This is a genomic window from Actinokineospora sp., assembly GCF_052390155.1.
In the GTDB taxonomy this organism is placed as follows: Bacteria; Actinomycetota; Actinomycetes; order Mycobacteriales; family Pseudonocardiaceae; genus Actinokineospora.
In genome coordinates, this window is sequence record NZ_JBQTHF010000049.1 from 57,869 (window position 1) to 81,044 (window position 23,176).

A 23,176-nucleotide genomic window follows, 5' to 3' on the forward strand; every position below is an offset into this window, starting at 1 on the left:
CCTTGTGCCCGAACCGACCACAGCCCCCGGCTGGATCCGCAGACTGACCGCCGCCTGCTGGCGGCACCGCCGCCTGGTGGTGCTGTCGGTCGTCGCGTCGGTGATCGGCGTCGGCTTCCAGGCCGCGGGTCCGCTGCTGATCAAGTTCGTCGTGGACGACGCGGTGGTGGGCGAGACGGCGCGGCTGGGCTGGCTCGTGGCCGGCCTGGTGGCGATGGAGCTGCTGACCTTCGCCACCGCGTTCCTGCGCCGGTATCTCGGCGGGCGCCTCGCCCTGGACGTGCAGCACGACCTGCGGCAAGCGGTGTTCGGCGCGGTGCAGCGGCTCGACGGCGGCAAGCAGGACGCGCTGCGCACCGGGCAGGTGGTGTCGCGCTCGATCACCGACCTGCAACTCGTGCAGGGCCTGCTGATGATGGTGCCGCTGTCGATCGGCACGGTCGTCTTCGCGTTCGCCGCGCTCGCCGCGATGCTGTGGCTCTCGCCGCTGCTGACCATCGTCGCGCTGGTCGTGACGCCCGTGGTCGCCTTCGTGGCCGCGCGCACCAGGCACACGCTGTTCCCGGCCACGTGGTCGGCGCAGCAGCGCGCGGCCGACCTCGCCCAGCACGTCGAGGAGACGGTCACGGGCGTGCGCGTGGTGAAGGGGTTCGGCCAGGAGTCCCGCGAGGTCCGCCGGTTGGAGACGGCGGCCCGCACGCTGTTCGCCGAGCGGATGCGCACGGCCGCGCTGACCTCGAAGCCCGCCGCGACGCTCGTCGCGATGCCGTCGGCTGGTCAGGTCGCGGTGCTCGCGCTGGGCGGCTGGATGGCGCTCGACGGCCAGGTGACGCTGGGCACGTTCCTGGCGTTCGCCAGCTATGTGGCCAATCTGGTCGGGCCGACCCGGCTGCTGGCGGGGCTGCTGGTCAACGCGCAGTTGGCGCGGGCGGGCGTGGAGCGGGTCTACGAGCTGATCGACTCCCAGCCCGATGTCACCGAGAAGCCGGACGCGGTGGACGTGCCGGACGGGCCGGTCGAGGTGGAACTCGACGGCGTGCGATTCGGCTACACGCGCAGCGAACCGGTGCTCGACGGCGTGTCCCTGCTGGTCTCGCCTGGCGAGACACTCGCCATGGTCGGCACGGCCGGGTCGGGCAAGTCGACGGTGTCGCTGCTGCTGCCCCGGTTCTACGACGTGCACGCCGGCGCGATCCGGGTCGGCGGGGTCGACGTGCGCGACCTGCGGCCGCACTCGCTGCGCAGCACGGTCGGGGTGGTGTTCGAGGAGGCTTTCCTGTTCTCCGACACGGTGCGCGCGAACATCGCGTACGGCAGGCCGGACGCCACCGACGAGGACATCCGGGTGGCGGCGAAGGCCGCGCAGGCGCACGAGTTCGTCGAGGCGCTGCCCGAGGGCTACGACACGGTGGTCGGCGAGCGCGGGCTGACCCTGTCCGGCGGGCAGCGCCAGCGGGTCGCGCTGGCGCGGGCGCTGCTGTCCGACCCGCGCGTGCTGGTGCTCGACGACGCGACCTCGGCGGTGGACACGGCCACCGAGTCGGCCATCCACGACACGCTGCGCGAGGTCACCGCCGACCGCACCACCCTGCTCATCGCGCATCGGCGCTCGACGCTCGCGCTGGCCGACCGGGTCGCCGTGCTCGACCGGGGCCGCGTGGTCGACGTCGGCACGCAGGCGGAGCTACAGGCCCGGTGCGAGCTGTACCGGTCGCTGCTGGCCGCCCCGGGCGACGCGATCGAAGACCCGACCCGACGCACCGACGACGACCTGGCGCCCGGCCCCGACGGCGTCACCGAGTCGCTGTGGCCCGACCCGGAGCCGGAGTCGCCGGGCGGGGCGGCCCGGTTCGCGCAGCAGGCCGCCGCCACCGCGCAGGGCCGCGGCGGTCGGATGGGCGGCGGCGCGGCCGACGCGCTGAGCGGCATGCCGCCGACGCCGGAGCTGCTGGACCGGGTGCGGTCGCTGCCACCCGCCGTCGAGCAGCCGGACCTGCGCGGCGAGGACCCGGCACGACCCGACCCGGGTTTCCGGCTGCGCGGCCTGCTGCGGCAGGCGCGGTGGGCGCTCGCGGTGGTCGGCGCGCTGGTGATCGCCGACGCGCTGATCGCGATGGCCATGCCCGCGCTGATCCGCGAGGGCGTCGACGCGGGCGTGCTGTCCGGCGTGTCGGGTCCACTGTGGACCGCGACGGCGATCGCGGCCGGGCTGGTCGGCGTGATGTGGCTCAACACCGCGTTGACGACGGTGCTCACCGCGCGCGTCGGCGAACGCCTGCTCTACCTGCTGCGCGTGCGCAGCTACGCCCACCTGCAGCGGCTCGGCCTCGACTACTACGAGCGCGAGATGGCAGGCCGGATCATGACCAGGATGACCACCGACGTCGACGCGCTGTCGACGTTCCTGCAGACCGGGCTCACCTCGGCGGTGGCCGGTCTGCTGACGGTGGCCGCGGTGACGGTGGCCCTGCTGCTCACCGACCTGTCGCTGGCGCTGGTCGCGCTCGCGGTGCTGCCGGTGCTGGTACTCGCGACCGTGGTGTTCCAACGACTGTCCACAGTGGCCTACGCGGAGGCGCGGGAGCGGGTCGGCGCGGTCAACGCGGACATGCAGGAGAACGTGTCCGGCCTGCGGATCGCGCAGGCGTACACCCGCGAGGGGGTCTCCGCCCGCCGGTTCGCCGAACGCAGCGACGCCTATCGGCGCACCCGACTGCGGGCACAGCGCTACGTCGCGACGTACTTCCCGTTCGTGGCCATGCTGTCCGGTTTCGCGCAGGCGGCCGTGCTGGTGGCGGGCGCCCACCGGGTCGCGTCCGGCGCGCTGAGCCCGGGCGTGCTGCTGGCGTTCCTGCTGTACCTGAACCTGTTCTTCGCCCCGATCCAGCAACTCTCGGGTGTGTTCGACGGCTATCAGCAGGCCAGGGTCGGCCTGCGCCGCATCTCGGAACTGCTGCGCACACCCACCTCGGTGGCCCCGCCCGAGTCGCCGCTGCCGGTCCCCGACCGACTCACCGGCGAGATCGAACTGCGCGACGTGACCTTCACCTACCCGGGCGCCGAACACCCCGCCGTCGAGGGCGTCTCCCTGCGGGCCCGCCCAGGCGAGACGGTGGCGCTGGTCGGCCCGACCGGCGCGGGCAAGTCCACAGTGGTCAAACTGATCGCCCGCTTCTACGACCCGACCGGCGGCGCCGTCCTGGCCGACGGTGTCGACCTGCGCGCGTACGACCTGTCCGCCTACCGCGGGCGCCTCGGCGTAGTCCCGCAAGAGGCCCATCTCTTCACCGGCGACGTAGCCCGCAACGTCGGCTACGGCAGGCCGGAGGCCCCACCAGCCCGGATCGAGGCCGCCGTCCGGTCGGTCGGCGCCCTGTCGATGGTCGCCACCCTGCCCGCCGGATTCCGTCAGCCGGTCGGCGAACGCGGCCAGGGACTCTCCGCCGGCCAACGCCAACTCGTCGCCCTGGCCCGCGCCGAACTGGTCGACCCGGACATCCTCCTGCTGGACGAGGCCACCGCCGCCCTTGACCCGGCCACCGAGTCGGTGGTCCTGGCCGCGAGCGACCACATAACCAGCACCCGCACCACGTTCGTCGTGGCCCACCGCCTGGCCACCGCCGCCCGCGCCGACCAGATCATCGTCTTGGACGGTGGCCGGATAGTCGAACAGGGCACCCACGCCGACCTCATGGCCGCCAACAGCCACTACGCCCGCCTCTGGCGCTTCGGCTCCCTGTCCCCCGCCGAGCCGAGGTAAACCCGTCGAGAGCGTCGCGTGACCGTCCAAACGCGAGCCCGGATCGATACAGTGATCGGGGCCACCGGGTGCGGCACCTTAAGGTTTCCTTGCTGATTAACCACCGTCCCGACCCGGGGACTAGCCTGGCCTGGAGTGTGTTCACAACGAGATCGAGATGGATAGAGGCGAGAGTAAGCCGTGTCCAGCAGTAGCCCTGCGTCGCAGTTCGGTGCCAACGAGTGGCTCGTCGAAGAGATGTACGAGCAGTTCCTCGCGGACCCCTCATCGGTCGACCCCGCGTGGCACGACTTCTTCGCCGATTACAAGCCCACCCCCCGAGCCACCAGCCAGGGCGTGGCGCAGGCCAAGAGCGTCGGAAACGACACCGGGACCTCGACCACCACGACAACCAAGCCGGAGCCGAAGCCGAAGCCCGAGGTCAAGCAGACGCCGCCGTCGGCGAACGGCCAGGCGCCCGCCAAGCCCGCCCCCAAGCCGGAGCCGAAACCCGCGCCCAAGCCCGCGAACAGTGCGGCCAAGCCCGCCGCGGACGGCGAGGAGCGCAGGCCGCTGCGGGGGGCGGCGGCGGCGATCGCGAAGAACATGAACGCCTCGCTGGCGCTGCCGACGGCCACCAGCGTGCGCGCGGTGCCAGCGAAGTTGCTCGCGGACAACCGGATCGTGATCAACAACCACCTCAAGCGGACGCGCGGTGGGAAGGTCTCCTTCACCCACCTCATCGGCTACGCGATGATCCGCGCCCTTGAGGCGTACCCGAACATGAACCGGCACTACATCGAGGCCGACGGCAAGGTGTTCGCGGTCACCCCGGAGCACGTGAACCTGGGCCTCGCGATCGACCTGCCGGGCAAGGACGGCTCGCGCACCCTGGTGGTCGCGGGCATCAAGGGCTGCGAGGGCATGACCTTCCAGCAGTTCTGGCAGGCCTACGAGGACCTGATCCGCAAGGCCCGCAACGGCGCGCTGACCGCGGACGACTTCGCGGGCACCACCATCTCGCTGACCAACCCGGGCGGCATCGGCACCAACCACTCGGTGCCGCGCCTGTCGGTCGGCCAGGGCGCGATCCTGGGCGTCGGCGCGATGGAGTACCCGGCGCCGTTCCAGGGCGCGAGTGAGAAGACGCTGATCGAGATGGGCATCAGCAAGATCATCACGCTGACGTCCACCTACGACCACCGCATCATCCAGGGCGCGGAGTCCGGCGAGTTCCTGCGCGAGATCCACCGCCTGCTGCTCGGCGAGGACGGCTTCTACGACGACATCTTCACGTCGCTGCGGATTCCGTACGAGCCGATCCGGTGGATGGAGGACTTCGCCGAGGGCCCGGTCGACAAGACCGCCCGCGTCATCGGCCTGATCGACGCCTACCGCACCCGCGGGCACCTGATGGCCGACACCGACCCGCTGAACTACCGCCAGCGCAAGCACGAGGATCTCGACGTCCTCTCGCACGGGCTGACCCTGTGGGACCTCGACCGCGAGTTCCCGGTCGGCGGGTTCGCGGGCCGCGAGCGGATGAAGCTGCGCGACGTGCTCGGCGTGCTGCGCGACTCGTACTGCCGCACGGTCGGCGTCGAGTACACCTACATCCTCGACCCGGCCGAGCGCCGCTGGATCCAGGACCGGGTGGAGGTCGCGCACGAGAAGCCCGCGGCGGCCGTGCAGAAGTACGTGCTGTCCAAGCTGAATGCGGCCGAGGCGTTCGAGACGTTCCTGCAGACCAAGTACGTCGGGCAGAAGCGGTTCTCGCTGGAGGGCGGCGAGTCGGTCATCCCGCTGCTCGACACGCTGCTCGACAAGGCCGCCGAGTTCGAATTGGACGAGGTTGTCATCGGCATGCCGCACCGCGGCAGGCTCAACGTGCTGGCCAACATCGTCGGCAAGCCGATCTCGCAGATATTCCAGGAGTTCGAGGGCAACCTCGACCCGGGCCAGGCGCACGGCTCCGGCGACGTGAAGTACCACCTCGGCGCCGAGGGCAAGTACTTCCGCATGTTCGGCGACGGCGAGACCCGGGTGGCGCTGACAGCGAACCCGTCGCACCTGGAGACCGTCGACCCGGTGCTCGAAGGCATCGTCCGGGCCAAGCAGGACCTGCTCGACAAGGGCGGCGAGGGCTTCACCGTGCTGCCCGTCGCGCTGCACGGCGACGCCGCGTTCGCGGGTCAGGGCGTGGTCGCCGAGACGCTGAACCTGGCGCTGCTGCGCGGCTACCGCACCGGCGGCACCGTGCACGTGATCATCAACAACCAGGTCGGCTTCACCACCGCCCCGGAGCACTCGCGGTCGAGCCAGTACGCGACCGACGTGGCGAAGATGATCCAGGCACCGGTGTTCCACGTGAACGGCGACGACCCGGAGGCGTGCTACTGGGTGGCGCGCCTGGCGATGGACTACCGGCAGACGTTCAACAAGGACGTCGTGATCGACATGGTCTGCTACCGCCGCCGCGGCCACAACGAGGGCGACGACCCCTCGATGACCCAGCCGGGAATGTACGACATCATCGACACCAAGCGCAGTGTCCGAAAGGGATACACCGAGGCGCTGATCGGCCGCGGCGACATCTCCGTCGAGGAGGCCGAGAAGGCGCTGCGCGACTTCTCCAGCCAGTTGGAGCACGTCTTCAACGAGGTCCGCGAACTGGAGAAGCACCCGATCTCGCCGAGCCCCTCGGTGGAGTCGGAGCAGCAGGTGCCGACGAAGCTCTCCACCGGTGTCCCGAACACCGTGCTGGAGCGGATCGCCGACGCGCATGTGTTGCTGCCGGAGGGTTTCACCGTGCACCCGAGGGTCAAGCCGGTACTGGACCGCCGGGCCAAGATGGCCCGCGAGGGCGGCATCGACTGGGCGTTCGCGGAGCTGCTGGCGTTCGGCTCGCTGAACCTGGAGGGCCGGATGGTCCGCCTGGCGGGCCAGGACTCCCGGCGCGGCACGTTCACCCAGCGGCACTCGGTGATCATCGACCGCAAGACGGGCCGCGAGTACGTGCCGCTGCAGAACCTGTCCGAGGACCAGGGCAAGTTCATGGCGTACGACTCGGCGCTCTCGGAGTACGCCGCGGTGGGCTTCGAGTACGGCTACTCGGTGGCCAACCCGGACGCGCTCGTGTTGTGGGAGGCGCAGTTCGGCGACTTCGTCAACGGCGCGCAGTCGGTGATCGACGAGTACATCTCGTCCAGCGAGGCCAAGTGGGGCCAGCGCTCCGACGTGGTCATGCTGCTGCCGCACGGTCATGAGGGCCAGGGCCCGGACCACACCTCGGGCCGGATCGAGCGCTGGCTGCAACTCTGCGCGGAGGGCTCGATGACGGTGTCCGTGCCGTCGACGCCCGCGAACTACTTCCACCTGCTGCGCAGGCACGCGCTCGACGGCGTGCAGCGGCCACTGGTGGTGTTCACGCCGAAGTCCATGCTGCGCAACAAGGCCGCGGTCAGCGCGGTGGCGGACTTCACCGGCGACACCCGGTTCAGCTCGGTGATCGACGACCCGACCGCGCCGGACCCGGCAGGCGTCACCAAGATCCTGTTCGTGTCCGGCAAGCTGTACTACGAGCTGGCGGCCGAGCAGGAGAAGCTGGGGGCGACCGACACCGCGATCGTGCGGGTCGAGCAGCTCTACCCGGTGCCCATCAAGCGGTTCGCGGCGATCTTCGACCGGTACCCGAACGCGCGGGACGTGCGCTGGGTGCAGGAGGAGCCCGCGAACCAGGGTTCGTGGCCGTTCTACGGGCTCAACCTGCCGGAGGAGTTCCCGGACCGGCTGACCAAGCTCACCCGCGTGTCGCGGCGGCCGATGTCGGCGCCGTCAGCCGGGTCGAGCAAGGTGCACGAGCTGGAGCAGCGGGCCCTGATCGAGAAGGCGTTCAGCTAGCAGGCAGACCGCGGGGCCGCCGGACGCCGTTCGGCGGCCCTTCTCGGATAGGAGTGTCACGGGTGTACTTCACCGACCGCGGGATCGAGGAACTGGAACAGCGGCGCGGCGAGGACGAGGTCACGCTGGCCTGGCTGGCCGACCGGATGCGTGCGTTCGTCGACACGCATCCTGAGTTCGAGACCGCCGTCGAACGCCTCGCCACCTTCCTGGCCCGCGACGACGACCCGGACGACTGAGCCTCACGCCGCGGGCAGCACTCCGCTGCCGTCGGCGGGGATCTCCTCGATCGGCGCGCCTTCCGGCTCGCCGATGCCCAGGGTCTTGGCCGCGGCGATCGCGGCCTCGGTCTGCCGGTCGGCGCCCGCGCCCCAGCCGCAGAGTTCGGCGATGAGCCGCGGCGGGACCAGCAGGCGGCGGTGCACGGTGCCGGTTGCCGGGTCGGTCGCGGACGGGCCGATGGCGGTGATCGTGGCGGCCATCCGAACCCGCGCGACCGGGCCGCGGGGCCTGCGGTCGAGCACGTAGCCGAGGTAGACCGGGTCGGCGATGTCGATCTGGGTTTCCTCGCGGACCTCGCGCACCGCGGCGGCCGTCGGATCGCGGTGTTCGAAGGCTTCCAGGGTGCCGCCGGGCAGCCCGATCCGGCCGCTGTCGTCGACGTAGAGCACGACCCTGCCGTCCGGGGCGAACACCCACACCCAGGCTTGGCGGATCGTCAGCTCGGCCGGGACCAGCCGATCGTGCCAGACCCAGGTGGAGCCGCTGTGCACCCAGGGCGCGATGTCGTAGTGGCGCATCGCGGCGAGCACGGCCGGGGTGTGCCCGCCTTCGAGGTACGCCGCGCGCTGGTCCGCCCTGGCGCCGAGCGCGGCGGCGATGCGGCGCGCGTCGGCCGGGGTCGTGTGGGTCGGCAGGTCCGCGGGGGCGACGAAGACCGCGTGCGCGTCGGCCGGGATTCGGCGGATGGCGGACACACTGATCTCGCCACCGTCGAAAATGGACAGTGCCGCGCCGCTGGTCCAGTCGGCGACAAGGAGATCGCCGAGTCGCGGGATGAGGCCGATGCGGTCGGCGACCGCGCGGATCGCGGCCACGCGCGGCGATTCGTCCACTTGCGACAGTCCACTGGGGAGTGTCCGCCCGACCAGCAGCACCTGACCGTCCGAGTCGGTGATCAGCGCGGCGACCGCCGTCACGGCCGCGCCATGGCCGCTCGGTCCTTGAGCACGTCGAACAGCAGGTCCGTCGCGTCGCTGAGGTGGCTCATGTGCTGTGACATCCGGTAGAACGCTACCTCGTCCAGCAACCGCTCGATGAGCAGCTCGCGGCGGGCGTGATCGGTGTCCGGGAACCAGTCGGCGAGAAACGGATCGTACTTCGTGCCCTGCAGCTCGATGTGTTCCTGAAGCTCCTGACCAGCGGTTTCCCGGTCCAGCGGGGTGATCCGCGGGCCGTCCGGGGTGGCCCCGAATCGCGGGAGCACCACCGCGTCGACCCTGCCTTCGGCGACCAGCCCGCACCCGGCGCTCCGCGCGAGTTCGGCGGACCGGACCCAGGTGGACCCGGGCAGCGCTGATCCCGACCCGGTCGTGATGGCCTCGACCGTGCGGTGCCTGCCCTCGAACCGGTTGGTCGGGTGGCTCGACTCCGACAGCAGCTCGGCCATGGCGGGGAAGGATTCCGCCACCGCGAGCAGGGAATCGGTCCGAATGTTGATGGTGCGCGGGGACCCGTAGCCGCGCAGCCCGGCTGTCCCCTCGGTGATCGCGACGTCGTCGTTGGAGATGAAGTCGGCGCCGCCGCGCAGCAGTGCGCTCAGGATGCTCGACGTCTTCCCGGACCGCTTCCCGCCCACGAACGCGACACCGATGCCGCCGGTCTCGACCAGACCGCCGTGCAGCAGCAGGTCGCCCGCCGCGTACGCCTGCCAGCGCAGCAGGTGCCGGACCGACCGGAGGAGCTGCTGGGCGCGCCACGCGGACGGCTCGCCAACCACCGCGATGGCGCGCCGGGCGTCGTCCACCCAGAGCACGCGATCCGGCTCGTAGTCCGAGGAGAAGGCGATGCGCCGCCAGCCGGAGCCCTCCGGCGCTGTCCGGCGCACCAGCACCGCGGGCCGACCCCGCGGGTCGGCGGGCGTGATGTCGAAGAACGGCCGGGTCAGGTCGGCGAATTCCGCGATGACGTCCGGCGGCGCGACGACCTCGACCGCGGCGGAACTCAGCGAAACGGTCACCCGGACATCGTCTGTCATCTCGTCCCGCCCCTGTGCGACTGATTCCGTCATCGGGCGAGGGTCTCCCAATGCCGATCCCGGAAGATCATCGATTTCCGCGGGCCCGTCGACCCCTGGTACTTGCCCGAGTAGAGGGTGATCTCGCCCTGCGGCTTCCAGAACGTCATCTGCGCGATCCGCATCCCCGGATAGACCCGCAACGCCAGCGTCGAGAAGAGCTGGAAGGTGATGGTGCCGACCGAGCCGATGTCGATCAGATCCGCGGTGACGTGCACGAAGAGACCGGCCCGCGCGGTGCTCGACTTGGCGTGGACCATCGGCACGAACTTCGTGCTGCCGACGATTTCGCGCGACGACCCGAGGCAGAAGCTCATCGGCTCCAGCAGGAGACCGTCCTCGGGAATCTTCACCTCGATCACCTCGGCCTCGACCCGCGGGTCGAGGACCGAATCGCAATAGCGGAGAATCGTGTCGTCGAGGGTCAGGTCGATGCTGTTCGGATTGATGAAATCCGGGTCGAACGGTGTGACCGTGATAGCGCTCGACTCGATCTGCCGGTTGATTTCATGGCCGCTGAGAATCACAGTAGCTCTCGAATCTCTGAGTGCCGGTGCAGCTTGGACGGCATGGGCCGATCGTGTCGCCCGTACCAGCCCTGATAGGCGAGGACATCGCCCATGGCGGCCCAGAACGACACCTGGCCGATGATCTGGCCCGGGTAGACGTAGATATCGATTGTGGGCAGCAGTTCGAGTGTCCACCGGTGCACGGCGCCGCAGTGGCCGAGATCGGCGGACAATTGCACGAACAGCCCCATCCGCCCGATCGAACTTCGGCCGATGAGCGAGGTGACATAGCGGGTGCTGCCGATTCGCTCCGCCGTGTGGCCGAGATAGAACTGGCCTTTGCGCAGCAGGTACCGGCCGTCGGCCGGTTCCATCCGCTCCTGAACCGCGTCGAGCCGGGCGTCGCCGCTGGACCGGACGTGGTAGATCTCCTGGCCCAGCCGGTAGTTGTAGCTGTTGGGATTGACCCGCGCGTCGTCGAACGGGTCGATGACGATGTCGCCGCGGTCCACGGCGTCGACAATGGCGGAACCCGTCAGGATCATCGCGCACCCGCCCGGCTGATGTGGGTCTCGACCAGGTTTCGAAAGTCCTCGTCCAGCGACACCGGCGAGCCCCAGTTGCGCCATTCCCGCTGCCGGTTCGGTTCGCGCACCGCGTAGAACGACAGAATGCCGAGCAGCGCCCAGAGTTCGAAATGCGGCACCAGGTCCGCGTCGTCGGCGCAGATTCCGCCCTCGACGGCGTCCAGGAAATGCTTGTGCGGCTCCCGATTCCGCAGGTGCGCGCTGATCGCGCCGACCGCGTGCGCGGGCGTGGAGAAGCCGGCGATCGGCACGTTGAGCACCACGATCCGGCCGTCCGGCGTCACGATGAAGTTCTTCAGATTGGCGTCGATGGCCACGACGGTGAAGGCCGCCGGGTTGCGCTCCGCGGCTGCCGCGAAACCCCCGGACAGCCATTCGTCCACGGCCGTGCCGACCCGGGTGCCGTCGTAGAACGGCCGCGCCCGATTCCAGTATCGGCGTCCGTAATGCTCCACGAACTCGCGGTGCGTGCCGATGACCGGCGCGTCGCGCTTGTAGAGACCGAAGCCGTCGTGCATTTTCGGCATTTCCCGGCAGGCGGTGACGAACCGGCACAGGTGCGCCACGAGGTCCGCGGTCGGCACCGCGCGCTCGTCCTCGGCCAGCACCGTCGCGAGATTGCGCCCCTCGACGTACTCGGCGAACACGGCGTCGAACGGCTCGCCGCGATCCCGCTCGCAGACCCGGAGGATCCGCTGGACGGGGAGCTGCTCGGCGAGCTTCGCGGTGGCGTCGGCCAGGTAGGTGAGCGGGATGTCGGTGTCGGTCACGTGCTTCGCGACGACGACCTCGCTCCCGGAGCGCACCTGGTACACGACGTTGTTGGAACCGCTGAGTTCGGTGATCTCCGCACCGGGGAACTCCGCGGCGAGAAAGTCCGGGAAAGTGCTCATTCCACCACCAGTTCATGCTTGCGCGGACTGCCCGCCGCGGGCCATTTCGTCCCGACGTACTTGTGCGGCAGCATCCCCGACAGCGGGACGAGGTCGAGTTCGCCGTCGGTCGCGACGACGACCCGGAGGTCTCGGCCGTAGTCCAGGAGCAGCTCCCGGCACAGCCCGCACGGCGGCACCAGCTTGATCTCGCGCGCGGCCTCCGACGGTTTCGGATGGCGGACCGCCGCCACGACGCGCAGGTCCGTCGCGCCGGCCGCGCACGCCTTGCCGAGGGCGACCGCCTCGGCGCAGATCGACGCCCGGCCGACCATCGCCTCCAGGTGGATGCCGGTGAAGATCCGGCCGTCGCCCGCGAGAATGACCGCGCCGATCTGGTGTCGGTTCTCGGCATAGCGGGGCGTGATCGCCGCGCGGGCGTGTTCGACGAGCGACTCCAGCATGTGCTTCCGCTCGACCACACCGAGGTCGCGGTCCGGCAGCGCCATGAGCGCCTTCGCCAATTCGACAATCCGATCGGCCAATTCGGCGACGCCGCCGGAATTGTCGATCTCGAAGTCCGACGTCACGGACTCGCCGCCCGCCTCGGTGGGATGTTCGTCGTTTCCGACGGTCCGGTCGCCCCGGCCGACTTTCCGCGCCCGGCGAAGGGCGTCCGGCACGGTGATCCGGGCGATTCGGAATCCCTGGTCCGCCAATCCGTCGAGATCGGTCGGCCGGGCGTCGTCGCAAATGATGACGTCGGCGCCGCCGAGGGTCGCGTTGGCGCATCGCTCGGCGAAGTCCGCGAGCAGGAATTCCGGTGCCGTCCGGCGGAAATGCGAACCCAGGAAGTTGAGCAGCGCGCCATCCTGCTGTCCGTCGGCCAACGGTGAATCGGTCCGCGTGTAGAAGAAATCCTGGACGTCGTAGAGGGGCGCGGCGAGCTTCACCACCGCGATGTGGTAGCCCAATTCGGCGAGGGTCTGCCGCAGCAGCCCCGCGCTGGTCGATTTCCCCGCTCCGGGCAGCCCGAACAGCGCCACCCGGAGCGGGGGCCGAGAATCGGCCGTCATCACCGGTCTCCTGTCGCTCACGCGCAGATGAACACCGAGTTGCGCTTGCTGAGTTCGAAGTAGCCGACCTCGGCGATTCGGGCGCTCACCACGGATTCGACCTCGGCGTGCAGCGCGTCGAACATCGACGCCGGGATGTCGTCCCCGGCCATCGCCAACGCCCCGCAGTACCGGTGACCGTCCACATAGAACTGCATGAACGGCTCGGGCGACTCGAAGTGCAGCGCGTCGACATACGGCCGCTCCTCGACCCGGTCGAAGTGCTTGACCAGCGTCTCCTCGGCGTTGTCCAGCACCATCTTGCCGCGCCTCCCCTTGGGCAGCCGCTCGATGAAGTCGGCGGCGAACCCGACCTTCGCCATCGCCGTGAAGTGCATCTCGTACATCTCGGGCATCGAGGCGCGGGCCTCGATCGAGACGAGCGCGTGGCCCTTGGGGTCCAGCACGCGGGCGATCTCGGCGCACACCACGTCGGGCTCGGTGATGTAGTGGAAGATGAAGTTCGCCATGACCCGGTCGAACGTCCCGTCCGGGAACTGCGAGAGATCCTCGGCGCGGCCTTCGATGAACTCCAGGGGCGCCCAGGACATGGTCGCGTTCCGCTTGGCCAGTTCCAGCATCGCGGGCGAGATGTCCATGGCGATGGTCCGGCCGCCCGCCCGAAGCCTGCTGACCACGTCGCGGAGGATGAACCCGTTGCCGCACCCCAGATCGAGCACCGTCTCCCGGCCGGTCAGGTCCAGGCAGCGCAGCAGGTGGTCGATGAGCGGCTCACGGTTCTGGCGATAGCGATTGTGCGTCATCTGCTGGGTCGCCAGAGCGGTGTTGCTGCCGAAGTGCTCTCGGATGTACTCGATCCCGAAGCTGAACGGCTGCGCCAACGCTGCCCCTGCCGTGTTCTGGGTCATTCTTTCCTCACTCGTGAGTCGATTGTCGTCCGACTGCGGGGCGTTGCCACACCGGATGATCATTAACGGGGACGACCGGCGGACGGCGTGTGTCGGCTGATCGCGACAACGCGGATCCGCGCCTATTCCCCGACGTCGGTCACGTCCGTAAACTCGCACCGAGCATTGTCATCGGTCCCCCGTCTGATCGTGCTAAGAGCCCAACCGGCGATCCGACGCTTACCGCCGTGGGATAAAACGGGACGCTAGCACGTCGACCAACGCGGTGGAACCCCCTATCGATACCTGCCGTACACCTGCCCGACCCCTTGGCGGATACGCCGAGAGGCGCAGTCAACTGGTCCGATCAGGTGCGGTGAATACGGCCACATCACTACCACACGATTTCCCGGGATCTCACTAAAGGATGCGCCGTAAAGCGAAAGTAAAGCGCCCACGGAAAAGAGCCCCGACGCTCTTTCCCGTGGGCGCGCCACTACCAGGCGTACGCCTCGGGGGCGGGCTTGGCGCCGTTGGGCGCGGGCGCCGGGAACAGCTCGTCCAGTTTCGCCAGGGTGTCGGCGTCCAGGGTGATCGCCAGGGCGCGCAGCGAGCCGTCAAGCTGGTCGGCGGTGCGGGGGCCGATGATCGGGGCGGTCACCCCCGGCTGGTGCAGCAGCCACGCGAGGCCGACGTGGGCCGGGTCCTCACCGAGGTCGGCGCACAGCTTCTCGTAGCCCTCGATGGCCTCGCGGTGCTTCTCCAGCGCGTCCCCCGAGCGGCCGGACAGCCCGCGAGACGCGCCGCCGTCGCGCTGCTTGCGCAGCACGCCGCCGAGCAGGCCGCCGTGCAGCGGCGACCACGGGATGACACCGAGGCCGTAGTGCCGCGCGGCGGGCAGCACCTCCAGCTCGATCCACCTGGTCAGCAGGTTGTAGATCGACTGTTCGCTGACCAGCCCGAGGAAGTGCCGGTTCCGGGCCGCCTCCTGCGCCTGGGCGAGGTGCCAGCCCGCGAAGTTGGACGAGCCGAAGTAGAGCACCTTGCCCTGCTGGCGCAGGACCGAGAACGCCTCCCAGATCTCGTCCCACGGCGTGTTCAGGTCGACGTGGTGCATCTGGTACAGGTCGATGTAGTCGGTCTGCATCCGCTTGAGCGAGGCGTCGGCCGCGCGGCGGATGTTGAGCGCGGACAGGAACGTCTCATTGGGCCAGTCGCCCATGCCGCCGTAGACCTTGGTGGCCAGCACGGTCTTCTCGCGCCTGCCGCCGCCCTGGGCGAACCACCGGCCGATGATCTGCTCGGTGATCCCCTCCCCCTTCTGCCAGCCGTAGACATTGGCCGTGTCGAAGAAGTTGATGCCGTGGGCGAGCGCGCCGTCCATGATCGCGTGGCTGTCGGGCTCGGTGGTCTCCGGGCCGAAGTTCATGGTGCCGAGGACCAGTCGAGAGACCGACAGGCCGCTGCGGCCGAGGTGGGTGTACTCCATGGACTCCAACCTACGCCCGGAGTTACTCCAGCTCAGCGCACGCGCGCGCCTGCCTGCCAGACCGCGTGGGTGAGCGGGACGCCGGGCCGGTAGGCGAGGTGGGTCGTGGAGGGGGCGTCGAGCACGTGCAGGTCGGCGCGGGCGCCCGGGCGCAGCACGCCCACGGCGCCGTCGCCGGTCTCGCGGCGCAGCGCGCGGGCGCCGCCCCAGGTCGCGGCGCGGACCGCCTCGGCGACGGACATGCGCATCTGGAGCACGGCCGTGGCCACGCAGAAGGCCATGGACGAGGTGTAGGACGACCCGGGGTTGCAGTTCGACGCCAGCGCGACGGTGGCGCCCGCGTCGAGCAGCGCCCGCGCGTCGGGCAGGGGTTGGCGGGTGGACAGGTCGCACGCGGGCAGCAGGGTCGCCACGGTGTCCGAGCCTGCCAGTGCGTCCACATCGGACGGTGTCAGGTGCGTGCAGTGGTCCACACTCGCGGCGCCCAGCTCGACGGCGATGCGGACACCCGGGCCGGGGCCGAGCTGGTTGCCGTGCACCCGTAGGCCGAGCCCCCGTGCGGCGGCGGCGGTGAGCACCGCGCGGGACTGCTCTTCGTCGAAGGCACCCGTCTCGCAGAAGACGTCGACCCAGCGCACGTACGGCTCCACCGCGTCCAGCATCTGCCCGCACACCAGGTCCATATAGGACTCAGCGGTCCAGCCGAGCGGAACCAGGTGCGCGCCAAGGAAAGTCACCTCGTCGGCCCACTCTCCCGCCAGCCGCGCGGAGCGCACCTCGTCCGCGACGGTCAACCCGTAACCGGTCTTGGTCTCCAGGTAGGTCGTCCCCTGGGCGAGCGCCTCGGTGACGTGTCGACGGAGGACCGCGGACAACTCGTCGTCAGTGGCCGCGCGAGTGGCGGCCACCGTCACCGCGATGCCGCCCGCCGTATAGGGCTCACCCGCCATCCTGGCGGCGAACTCGGCCGTGCGGTCGCCCGCGAACACCAGGTGCGTGTGACTGTCGACCCACCCGGGCAGGACGGCACGACCCTCGACGTCGACCCGCCCGTCCGCGTCCGGGGCCGCCGAAGCGGGTCCCACCCAGGCAATCCTGTTGCCGTCAAGCACAATCGCGGCGTCGGACACGGTGCCGAGGTCATCGTCGTTGGTGGTCAACTCGCCGATCCCGGTGACCAGCACGCTCATGCCCACAACCCCCCGATAGCCGTACCCAGTAGCCGCCCGACATCACCCAGCACATGCTCACCAGACCGGACGACGATCCGGCCGCCCACCACCACAGTGTCCACATCAGACGCCGTAGCGGCAAGAACTGCTTGTTCTGGCACGCAACCCGCAGTACGCACCGTGTCGAGTCGCACCGCGACGAAGTCCGCGGGCGCGCCCACCCTGATCCACCCCGCTTCCGGCCACCCCAGACTCGCGTGTCCAGCCGAGGTGAGCGCGGTGATCAACTCCCCGGGCGCGATCCGCCCGCGCTGCCCGGTGCGCAGCCGCTCGCCGTGTTCGAGGGCGCGCGCCTCGGCCAACGGATCGACGACAGCGTGCTGGTCACTGCCCAGCGACAGTGGCGAACCCGCGTCCAGCAGTTCCCGGGCCGGGCCGATGCCATCGGCCAGATCGGCCTCGGTCGTGGGACAGAAACACGCACCGGTGCCGGAATCGCCGAGCAGGGCAATGTCCGCCGGGGTCAGGTGGGTGGCGTGAACGGCCGTGGTGCGCGGCCCCAGAACACCGGCCTCGGCCAACAGCTCCGTGGGCGTACACCCATACGCGGCAAGACAAGCCTCGTTCTCCGCACGCTGCTCCGAAAGATGAACATGCAACGACCACCCACCACCCACCCCAGCTATCTCGGGTAGGGCGGCGCGGGGGACGGCGCGTACGGAGTGGATGGCCGCGCCGATTCGGGTGGTGGGGTCGGCGCGTAGGTGAGTGACTCGGGCTGCCCAGGCGTCGACGGTGCCGTCTGCGAAACGGGTCTGCTCGGCGGACACCGGTTCGCCGATTCCGCCTGCCAGGTAACAGGTATCGAGCACCGTGAGCCGGATGCCCGCGTCGCGCGCGGCGTGGATCAGGGCTTCGGCCATGGCGTTCGGGTCGGCGTATCGCCCCCCGCCGGGGGCGTGGTGGAGGTAGTGGAACTCCCCGACACAGGTGATGCCTGCCAGCGCCATCTCGGCGTAGGCGGCCCGGGCCAGCGCGAAGTAGGAGTCCGGGTCGAGGCGGCCTGCCAGCGCGTACATCCGGGAGCGCCACGTCCAGAACGTGCCGCCGTCGCCGTGGGTTCGGCCGCGTAGGGCGCGGTGGAAGGCGTGCGAGTGCGCGTTGGCGAAACCCGGGAAGACCAAGCCGGGCAGCGAGTGCGCGCCCGGCGGCAATTTGTCCACATAGGACACATCGCTGATCACGCCGTCCATGACGTCGATCAGGACTCCCTCGGCGATGCCGTCGGGCAGCCAGGCGTGGGCGCACCAGTAGGCGGTCATCGGGCGAGGTGCGCGAGGACGTCGGCAAGCGCGACGACACCCGCCGCGCAGTCGGCGGGCTCGGCGAACTCGGCGGGTGCGTGGCTGACGCCGGTCGGGTTGCGCACGAACAGCATGGCGGTCGGCACGTGCCCGGCGAGGATGCCCGCGTCATGACCCGCGCCGGTTGGCAGCGCGGGGACGCCGCCGAGTGCACCCGCCAGGTCGTCGCGCAGGGTGGGGTCGAAGACCACAGTGTCCCCATAGGACTCTTCGGTGACCGCGACCGTGCAGCCCTCTTCGGCGGCGGCGGTCTCGGCGGCCGCGACGATCTCGGCAACCACCGCCCTGGTGCGGACGTCGTCGGCGGCGCGGGCGTCCAGCCAGAGGTCCACAGTGGACGCGATGACATTGGTACCGCCCGGATTCGGCGTGATCCTGCCGATCGTCGCCCGGGCCCCCTCGACTCGCCCAGCGGCTCGCCGCGCGGCCAGGACCACCTGCGCGGCGGGCAGCATCGGATCGCGCCGGTCGACCAGCAGGGTCGCGCCCGCGTGGTTGCCCTCGCCGACGAAGCTGAAGCGCCACCGGCCGTGCGCCAGGATCGAACTGGCCACACCGACTGGCGCGCCCAGCTCGACCAGGCCCCGGCCCTGCTCGACATGCAGTTCCACGAAGGTGCCGATCCGGGCCAGAGAATCCGGGTCGCGCCCGAGTCCCGCAGGGTCGAGACCGGCCGCCCGCATGGCTTCGGCCAGCGACACACCGTCCGAATCGGATAGTCGGCGGGCGGTGTCCGGGTCGATCGCGCCGGTCAGCAGCCGCGAGCCCAGGCAGGCGATACCGAACCGGCCGCCCTCCTCCTCGGCGAACACCGCGATCGCCAGCGGCTTGCCCGGAGTGAAACCCCTGGCACGCAAGAGATCCACCGCCGCCAGCGCCGACACGACGCCGAGCGGGCCATCGAACGCGCCGCCGCCGGGTACCGAGTCGAGGTGGCTGCCGGTGACGACCGCGCCTGCACCGGGTTCGCCCCACCACGCCCACAGGTTGCCGTTGCGGTCACCCTCGACGCCGAGCCCGCGCCGGGTCGCCTCGGCGGTGAACCACTCGCGCAACTCCAGCTCCGCGTGGTCGAACCCATGCCGGGAGAACCCGCCCCGTCGGGCATCGACACCCACGCAGGCTATCTCCGCCAACAACTCCGTCATGACCGGGCCATCGGGACGGCGACGCCGCGCTCGGCCGCGACCTCGTCGGCGCGGTCGTAGCCCGCGTCCACGTGTCGGATCACGCCCATTGCCGGGTCGTTGGTCAGCACGCGCTCGATTTTCTGGCCGGCCAACGGGGTTCCATCCGCCACGGTGACCTGGCCCGCGTGGATCGAGCGGCCGATGCCAACGCCGCCGCCGTGGTGGATGGAGACCCAGGTGGCTCCAGAGGCGGTGTTGACCAACGCGTTCAGCAGCGGCCAGTCGGCGATTGCGTCCGAACCGTCGGCCATCGACTCGGTTTCGCGGTACGGCGAGGCGACGGAGCCGCAGTCCAGGTGGTCGCGGCCGATCACAACCGGCGCGGACAACTCGCCACTGGCCACCATCTCGTTGAACCGCATGCCCGCGAGGTGCCGTTCGCCGTAGCCGAGCCAGCAGATTCGGGCCGGCAGCCCTTGAAACGCGATACGTTCGGCCGCCATTCGCATCCAGCGGGCCAGGGATTCGTTCTCCGGAAACAACTCCAGGATCGCCCGGTCGGTGGCGGCGATGTCGGCGGGGTCGCCGGAGAGCGCCGCCCAACGGAACGGGCCCTTGCCCTCGCAGAACAGCGGCCGGATGTAGGCGGGCACGAACCCGGGGAAGTCGAACGCCCGCTCGCAACCGCCGAGCTTGGCCTCACCGCGAATCGAGTTGCCGTAGTCGAAGACTTCCGCGCCCGCGTCGAGGAAGCCGACCATGGCGCCGACGTGCTCGGCCATCGACTCGCGCGCGCGATCGGTGAACTCGTCGGGCTTGGCCGACGCGTAGTCGTGCCAATCGTCCAGGGCGACCCCCTTGGGCAGGTACGCGAGCGGGTCGTGCGCGGAAGTCTGGTCGGTGACGATGTCGACCTCGACGCCCCGGCGCAGCAGTTCGGGCAGTACGTCGGCGGCGTTGCCGATGACGCCCACCGACAGCGGCCTGCCCTCGCGCTTGGCCCGCTCGACGCGCGCCACCGCGTCGTCGAGGTCGAGCGCGAGTTCGTCCAGGTAACGGGTTTCCACGCGGCGGCGCGCGCGCACCGGGTCGACCTCGACACACAGCGCGACACCGTTGTTCATGGTGACCGCGAGGGGTTGCGCGCCACCCATGCCGCCAAGCCCGGCGGTCAGGGTGAGGGTTCCGCGCAGGGTGCCGCCGAACCGTTTCGTTGCCACAGCGGCGAAAGTCTCGTACGTACCCTGCAGGATGCCCTGGGTTCCGATGTATATCCACGAACCCGCGGTCATCTGCCCGTACATGGTCAGGCCCTGCGCTTCGAGCTTGCGGAACTCCGGCCAGGTGGCCCAGTCGCCGACCAGGTTCGAGTTTGCGATGAGCACCCGCGGCGCCCACTCGTGCGTACGCATGACGCCGACCGGTTTTCCTGACTGCACAAGCAAAGTCTCGTCGTCCCCGAGTACCGTCAGCGCACGGGTGATCGCCTCGAAGCTAGCCCAGTTCCGGGCGGCCTTGCCGGTGCCGCCGTAGACGACCAGATCATCGGGGCGTTCGGCGACCTCGGCGTCGAGGTTGTTGTGGAACATCCGCAGCGCTGCCTCGGTCTGCCAGCTCTTCGCGGTCAGCGTGGTGCCGCGGGCGGCGCGGACGGGTCGCGGGCCAGGCGTGGTCATGTGGTCCTCCTGGTGACGGCGTCCAGCACGGCGCCGGTGCGGACGAGTTCTTCGGCGGCGGCGATCTCGGGGGCGAGGTGGCGGTCCGGGCCGGGGCCGGGTACGTGTTCGCGCAGCGCGGCGACGGCGGCGGCCGTGGCGGACCCGGGGGCGAGCGGGGCCCGCAGGTCGAGCGCCCGCGCGGCGGTCAGCAGTTCGATGGCCAGCACGGTGGTCAGGCCGTCGACCGCCTTGCGGAGCTTGCGCGCGGCGGACCAGCCCAACGAGACGTGGTCCTCCTGCATGGCCGAACTCGGGATCGAGTCGACCGACGCGGGCGCGGCGAGGCGTTTGAGTTCGGACACCACGGCCGCCTGGGTGTACTGGGCGATCATGTGCCCGGAGTCGACGCCGGGATCGTCGGCGAGGAACGGCGGCAGGCCGTGCGAGCGGGACACGTCGAGCATCCGGTCGGTGCGCCGCTCGGCCATGCCGGCCACGTCGGCGGTCGGGATCGCCAGGAAGTCCAGGACGTAGGCCACGGGTGCGCCGTGGAAGTTGCCGTTGGACTCGACTCGACCGTCCGCCAACACAATCGGATTGTCCACAACGGACGCCAGCTCGCGGTCGGCCACGATTTCCGCGTACGCCAAAGTGTCCCGGGCGGCGCCGTGCACCTGCGGGGAGCAGCGCAGCGAGTAGGCGTCCTGCACACGGGTGCAGTCCGGTCCGCGGTGGCTCGCCATGATCGGCGAATCGGCGAGGAAGGCGGCCATCCGCGCGGCGGAGTGCCCCTGGCCGGGGTGCGGGCGCAGGGCGTGCAGGTCGGCGGCGAACACCCGGTCGGTGCCCAGCAGCGCCTCGACGCTCATGGCGGCGGTCAGGTCGGCGGTGTCGAGCAGCCGGTGCAGGTCGGCGGCGGCGAGGACGAGCATGCCCAGCATGCCGTCGGTGCCGTTGATCAGCGCCAACCCCTCTTTCTCCGCCAGCACGACAGGTTCGACACCCGCGGCCCGCAGCGCGTCCGCCGCGGGCCGCCTGCTGCCCGCCGCGTCGTGCACCTCGCCTTCGCCGATGAGTGCCAGCGCCACCGCGGACAGCGGCGCGAGATCGCCCGAGCAGCCGAGCGAGCCGTATTCGTGCACCACCGGCACGATGCCCGCGTTCAGCATCCCGGCAAATGACTCCACAGTGGACTGCCGGACGCCGGTGTGTCCGGTGGACAGGGTTCGCAGGCGCAGCAACATCAACGCGCGTACCACTTCCGGCTCGACCTCGGGTCCGGCGCCCGCGGCGTGCGAGCGGATCAACGAGCGCTGGAGGGCGGCGCGCCGGTCGACCGGGATGTGCCGAACGGCCAGCGCGCCGAAACCGGTGGACACCCCGTAGGTCGGCTGCTCGGCGTCGGCCAGCCGCTCGATGTGCGCGCGCGAACGGGCGACCGCGGCGAGGGCGTCCGGCGTCAACTCGACCCCGGCACCCCCGCGCGCGACGGCCACGACCTGCGCGCGGGTCAGCGGACCACCGTCGAGCGGGACTCGTTGCTGCATGCCCCCATCCCAACCCGCGCGAGCCGAACACACGACCGGGGATCGAGTGACTGTGTCTGGTATCCCAGACTCTTGAGTCGTATTCTCGGCCGCGTGGGCGAGAGCAGCGATGTGCCCGCGCTGCGGCGCGGTCTGGCGGTGTTGCGCCTGCTCGCGGGCAAGGCGGGCCCGGTCACGGCGGCGGCCGTCGCGCGGGAGCTCGGGCTGCCCCGCTCGACCACCTACCACCTGCTCGCCGAACTCGCCGACGCCGGCTTCGTCACGCATCTGCCCGAGGAACGCCGCTACAGCCTCGGCGTGGCCGCGTTCGAGCTGGGTTCGGCCTATCTGCGCCATGACCCACTGGAGCGGCTGGCGCGGCCCGTGCTGCGCAGGCTCATCGAGCGCACCGGGCACACCGCGCACCTGGGCGTGCTGCACGGCCGCGAAACCCTTTACCTGCTGCGCGAACAGCCCCCGCACCCGCACACCGTGGTCACCGACGTCGGCGTCCGGCTGCCCGCGCACCTGCCCGCGTCCGGCCGCGCGATGCTGGCGCACCTGCCCGCGGCGCAGGTTCGGGCGCTGTTCCCGGCCCGCTCGGCGTTCGTCGACCGCACCGGCCGCGGGCCGGGGCACCTGCCCGCGCTGCGCGGGCTGCTGACCGTCGAGCGGCGCCGCGGCTGGGCGGTGGAAGACGGTTATGTGACAGCGGGTTTCGCCTCGGTGGCGGCCCCGGTGTTCGACCACGGCGGACGCCCGATCGCCGCGATCAGCACCACGTTCCGGCACACCTGCCCCACCGCGGCCGAGTGCGGCACCGAGTGGCCCGAACTCGCCGAGCAGACCCGACGCGCGGCCGCCGAGCTGAGCACCCGCATCGGCGGCCACGCGAACGACCGGACCCCCCACCGCGTGGGCAGTGCGGGGTCCGGTCCACCGTAGACGGTCAGAGGCCGACCGAGGCCAGC

17 protein-coding genes are annotated in these 23,176 nt (G+C 70.5%); 4 read left to right on the forward strand and 13 right to left on the reverse strand.

Going from position 1 to position 23,176, the window contains the following annotated elements; genetic code table 11:
- The first annotated feature begins 4 nt into the window (after nt 1–4).
- The 3 genes from ACT4N7_RS17260 (at nt 5) to ACT4N7_RS17270 (ending at nt 7,878) form a co-directional block, all read left to right on the forward strand.
- The gene (locus ACT4N7_RS17260; RefSeq protein ID WP_444829771.1) at nt 5–3,760 is read left to right on the forward strand and encodes an ABC transporter ATP-binding protein; all 3,756 of its coding nucleotides are present in this window, start codon (nt 5–7) and stop codon (nt 3,758–3,760) included.
- A gap of 180 nt (nt 3,761–3,940) precedes the next feature.
- Complete coding sequence (locus ACT4N7_RS17265; protein WP_444829772.1) at nt 3,941–7,639, forward strand: multifunctional oxoglutarate decarboxylase/oxoglutarate dehydrogenase thiamine pyrophosphate-binding subunit/dihydrolipoyllysine-residue succinyltransferase subunit; 3,699 nt, start codon at nt 3,941–3,943, stop codon at nt 7,637–7,639.
- Nucleotides 7,640–7,701: 62 nt separating this feature from the next.
- Nucleotides 7,702–7,878 carry a DUF6104 family protein gene (locus ACT4N7_RS17270; protein WP_444829773.1) on the forward strand — a complete coding sequence of 59 codons (177 nt, stop codon included), beginning with the start codon at nt 7,702–7,704 and terminating at the stop codon, nt 7,876–7,878.
- Between the two features lie 3 nt (nt 7,879–7,881).
- Here the strand turns inward: ACT4N7_RS17270 and ACT4N7_RS17275 are convergent, their stop codons facing one another.
- From ACT4N7_RS17275 to hutH, 13 genes are all read right to left on the reverse strand, one after another.
- Nucleotides 7,882–8,838 carry an NUDIX hydrolase gene (locus tag ACT4N7_RS17275; protein WP_444829774.1) on the reverse strand — a complete coding sequence of 319 codons (957 nt, stop codon included), beginning with the start codon at nt 8,836–8,838 and terminating at the stop codon, nt 7,882–7,884.
- Entirely contained in the window at nt 8,835–9,878 is a 1,044-nt protein-coding gene (locus tag ACT4N7_RS17280) for a hypothetical protein (protein ID WP_444829775.1), read from the reverse strand. The genes ACT4N7_RS17275 and ACT4N7_RS17280 overlap by 4 nt, the downstream gene beginning before the upstream one ends.
- A gap of 47 nt (nt 9,879–9,925) precedes the next feature.
- Nucleotides 9,926–10,462: a dCTP deaminase gene (dcd, locus tag ACT4N7_RS17285; RefSeq protein WP_444829776.1), complete on the reverse strand. Its 537-nt coding sequence runs from the start codon at nt 10,460–10,462 to the stop codon at nt 9,926–9,928.
- Nucleotides 10,459–10,989, reverse strand: a complete 531-nt coding sequence (locus ACT4N7_RS17290) for a dCTP deaminase (RefSeq protein WP_444829777.1) — start codon at nt 10,987–10,989, stop codon at nt 10,459–10,461. Before ACT4N7_RS17290 ends, dcd begins: the two co-directional genes overlap by 4 nt.
- Complete coding sequence (locus tag ACT4N7_RS17295; protein WP_444829778.1) at nt 10,986–11,924, reverse strand: phosphotransferase; 939 nt, start codon at nt 11,922–11,924, stop codon at nt 10,986–10,988. Before ACT4N7_RS17295 ends, ACT4N7_RS17290 begins: the two co-directional genes overlap by 4 nt.
- Nucleotides 11,921–12,979 carry a cytidine deaminase gene (locus tag ACT4N7_RS17300; RefSeq protein ID WP_444829779.1) on the reverse strand — a complete coding sequence of 353 codons (1,059 nt, stop codon included), beginning with the start codon at nt 12,977–12,979 and terminating at the stop codon, nt 11,921–11,923. The genes ACT4N7_RS17295 and ACT4N7_RS17300 overlap by 4 nt, the downstream gene beginning before the upstream one ends.
- Nucleotides 12,980–12,996: 17 nt before the next feature.
- The gene (locus tag ACT4N7_RS17305) at nt 12,997–13,887 is read right to left on the reverse strand and encodes a class I SAM-dependent methyltransferase (RefSeq protein WP_444829780.1); all 891 of its coding nucleotides are present in this window, start codon (nt 13,885–13,887) and stop codon (nt 12,997–12,999) included.
- 475 nt (nt 13,888–14,362) lie between these two features.
- Nucleotides 14,363–15,355 carry an aldo/keto reductase gene (locus tag ACT4N7_RS17310; protein ID WP_444829781.1) on the reverse strand — a complete coding sequence of 331 codons (993 nt, stop codon included), beginning with the start codon at nt 15,353–15,355 and terminating at the stop codon, nt 14,363–14,365.
- A 32-nt stretch (nt 15,356–15,387) separates the two neighbouring features.
- Nucleotides 15,388–16,545: an imidazolonepropionase gene (gene hutI, locus ACT4N7_RS17315; RefSeq protein ID WP_444829782.1), complete on the reverse strand. Its 1,158-nt coding sequence runs from the start codon at nt 16,543–16,545 to the stop codon at nt 15,388–15,390.
- On the reverse strand, nt 16,542–17,849 hold the full coding sequence (locus ACT4N7_RS17320) for a formimidoylglutamate deiminase (protein ID WP_444829783.1): 1,308 nt from the start codon (nt 17,847–17,849) through the stop codon (nt 16,542–16,544). Before ACT4N7_RS17320 ends, hutI begins: the two co-directional genes overlap by 4 nt.
- Entirely contained in the window at nt 17,846–19,039 is a 1,194-nt protein-coding gene (locus ACT4N7_RS17325; RefSeq protein WP_444829784.1) for an allantoate amidohydrolase, read from the reverse strand. Before ACT4N7_RS17325 ends, ACT4N7_RS17320 begins: the two co-directional genes overlap by 4 nt.
- Entirely contained in the window at nt 19,036–20,697 is a 1,662-nt protein-coding gene (gene hutU, locus ACT4N7_RS17330) for a urocanate hydratase (RefSeq protein WP_444829785.1), read from the reverse strand. The genes ACT4N7_RS17325 and hutU overlap by 4 nt, the downstream gene beginning before the upstream one ends.
- Nucleotides 20,694–22,226: a histidine ammonia-lyase gene (hutH, locus tag ACT4N7_RS17335; protein WP_444829786.1), complete on the reverse strand. Its 1,533-nt coding sequence runs from the start codon at nt 22,224–22,226 to the stop codon at nt 20,694–20,696. Before hutH ends, hutU begins: the two co-directional genes overlap by 4 nt.
- Nucleotides 22,227–22,319: 93 nt before the next feature.
- Between hutH and ACT4N7_RS17340 the strand changes: the two genes are divergently transcribed.
- Nucleotides 22,320–23,150 carry an IclR family transcriptional regulator gene (locus ACT4N7_RS17340; protein ID WP_444829787.1) on the forward strand — a complete coding sequence of 277 codons (831 nt, stop codon included), beginning with the start codon at nt 22,320–22,322 and terminating at the stop codon, nt 23,148–23,150.
- The last annotated feature ends 26 nt before the right edge of the window (nt 23,151–23,176 follow it).

What these genes read in the sequence shown, in the direction of transcription:
- ACT4N7_RS17290 (WP_444829777.1), bottom strand. Translation starts at nt 10,989, where the DNA reads ATGATCCTGACGGGTTCCGCCATTGTCGACGCCGTGGACCGCGGCGAC.
- ACT4N7_RS17295 (WP_444829778.1), bottom strand. Translation starts at nt 11,924, where the DNA reads ATGAGCACTTTCCCGGACTTTCTCGCCGCGGAGTTCCCCGGTGCGGAG.
- ACT4N7_RS17300 (WP_444829779.1), bottom strand. Translation starts at nt 12,979, where the DNA reads ATGACGGCCGATTCTCGGCCCCCGCTCCGGGTGGCGCTGTTCGGGCTG.
- ACT4N7_RS17305 (WP_444829780.1), bottom strand. Translation starts at nt 13,887, where the DNA reads ATGACCCAGAACACGGCAGGGGCAGCGTTGGCGCAGCCGTTCAGCTTC.
- ACT4N7_RS17310 (WP_444829781.1), bottom strand. Translation starts at nt 15,355, where the DNA reads ATGGAGTACACCCACCTCGGCCGCAGCGGCCTGTCGGTCTCTCGACTG.
- hutI (WP_444829782.1), bottom strand. Translation starts at nt 16,545, where the DNA reads ATGAGCGTGCTGGTCACCGGGATCGGCGAGTTGACCACCAACGACGAT.
- ACT4N7_RS17320 (WP_444829783.1), bottom strand. Translation starts at nt 17,849, where the DNA reads ATGACCGCCTACTGGTGCGCCCACGCCTGGCTGCCCGACGGCATCGCC.
- ACT4N7_RS17325 (WP_444829784.1), bottom strand. Translation starts at nt 19,039, where the DNA reads ATGACGGAGTTGTTGGCGGAGATAGCCTGCGTGGGTGTCGATGCCCGA.
- hutU (WP_444829785.1), bottom strand. Translation starts at nt 20,697, where the DNA reads ATGACCACGCCTGGCCCGCGACCCGTCCGCGCCGCCCGCGGCACCACG.
- hutH (WP_444829786.1), bottom strand. Translation starts at nt 22,226, where the DNA reads ATGCAGCAACGAGTCCCGCTCGACGGTGGTCCGCTGACCCGCGCGCAG.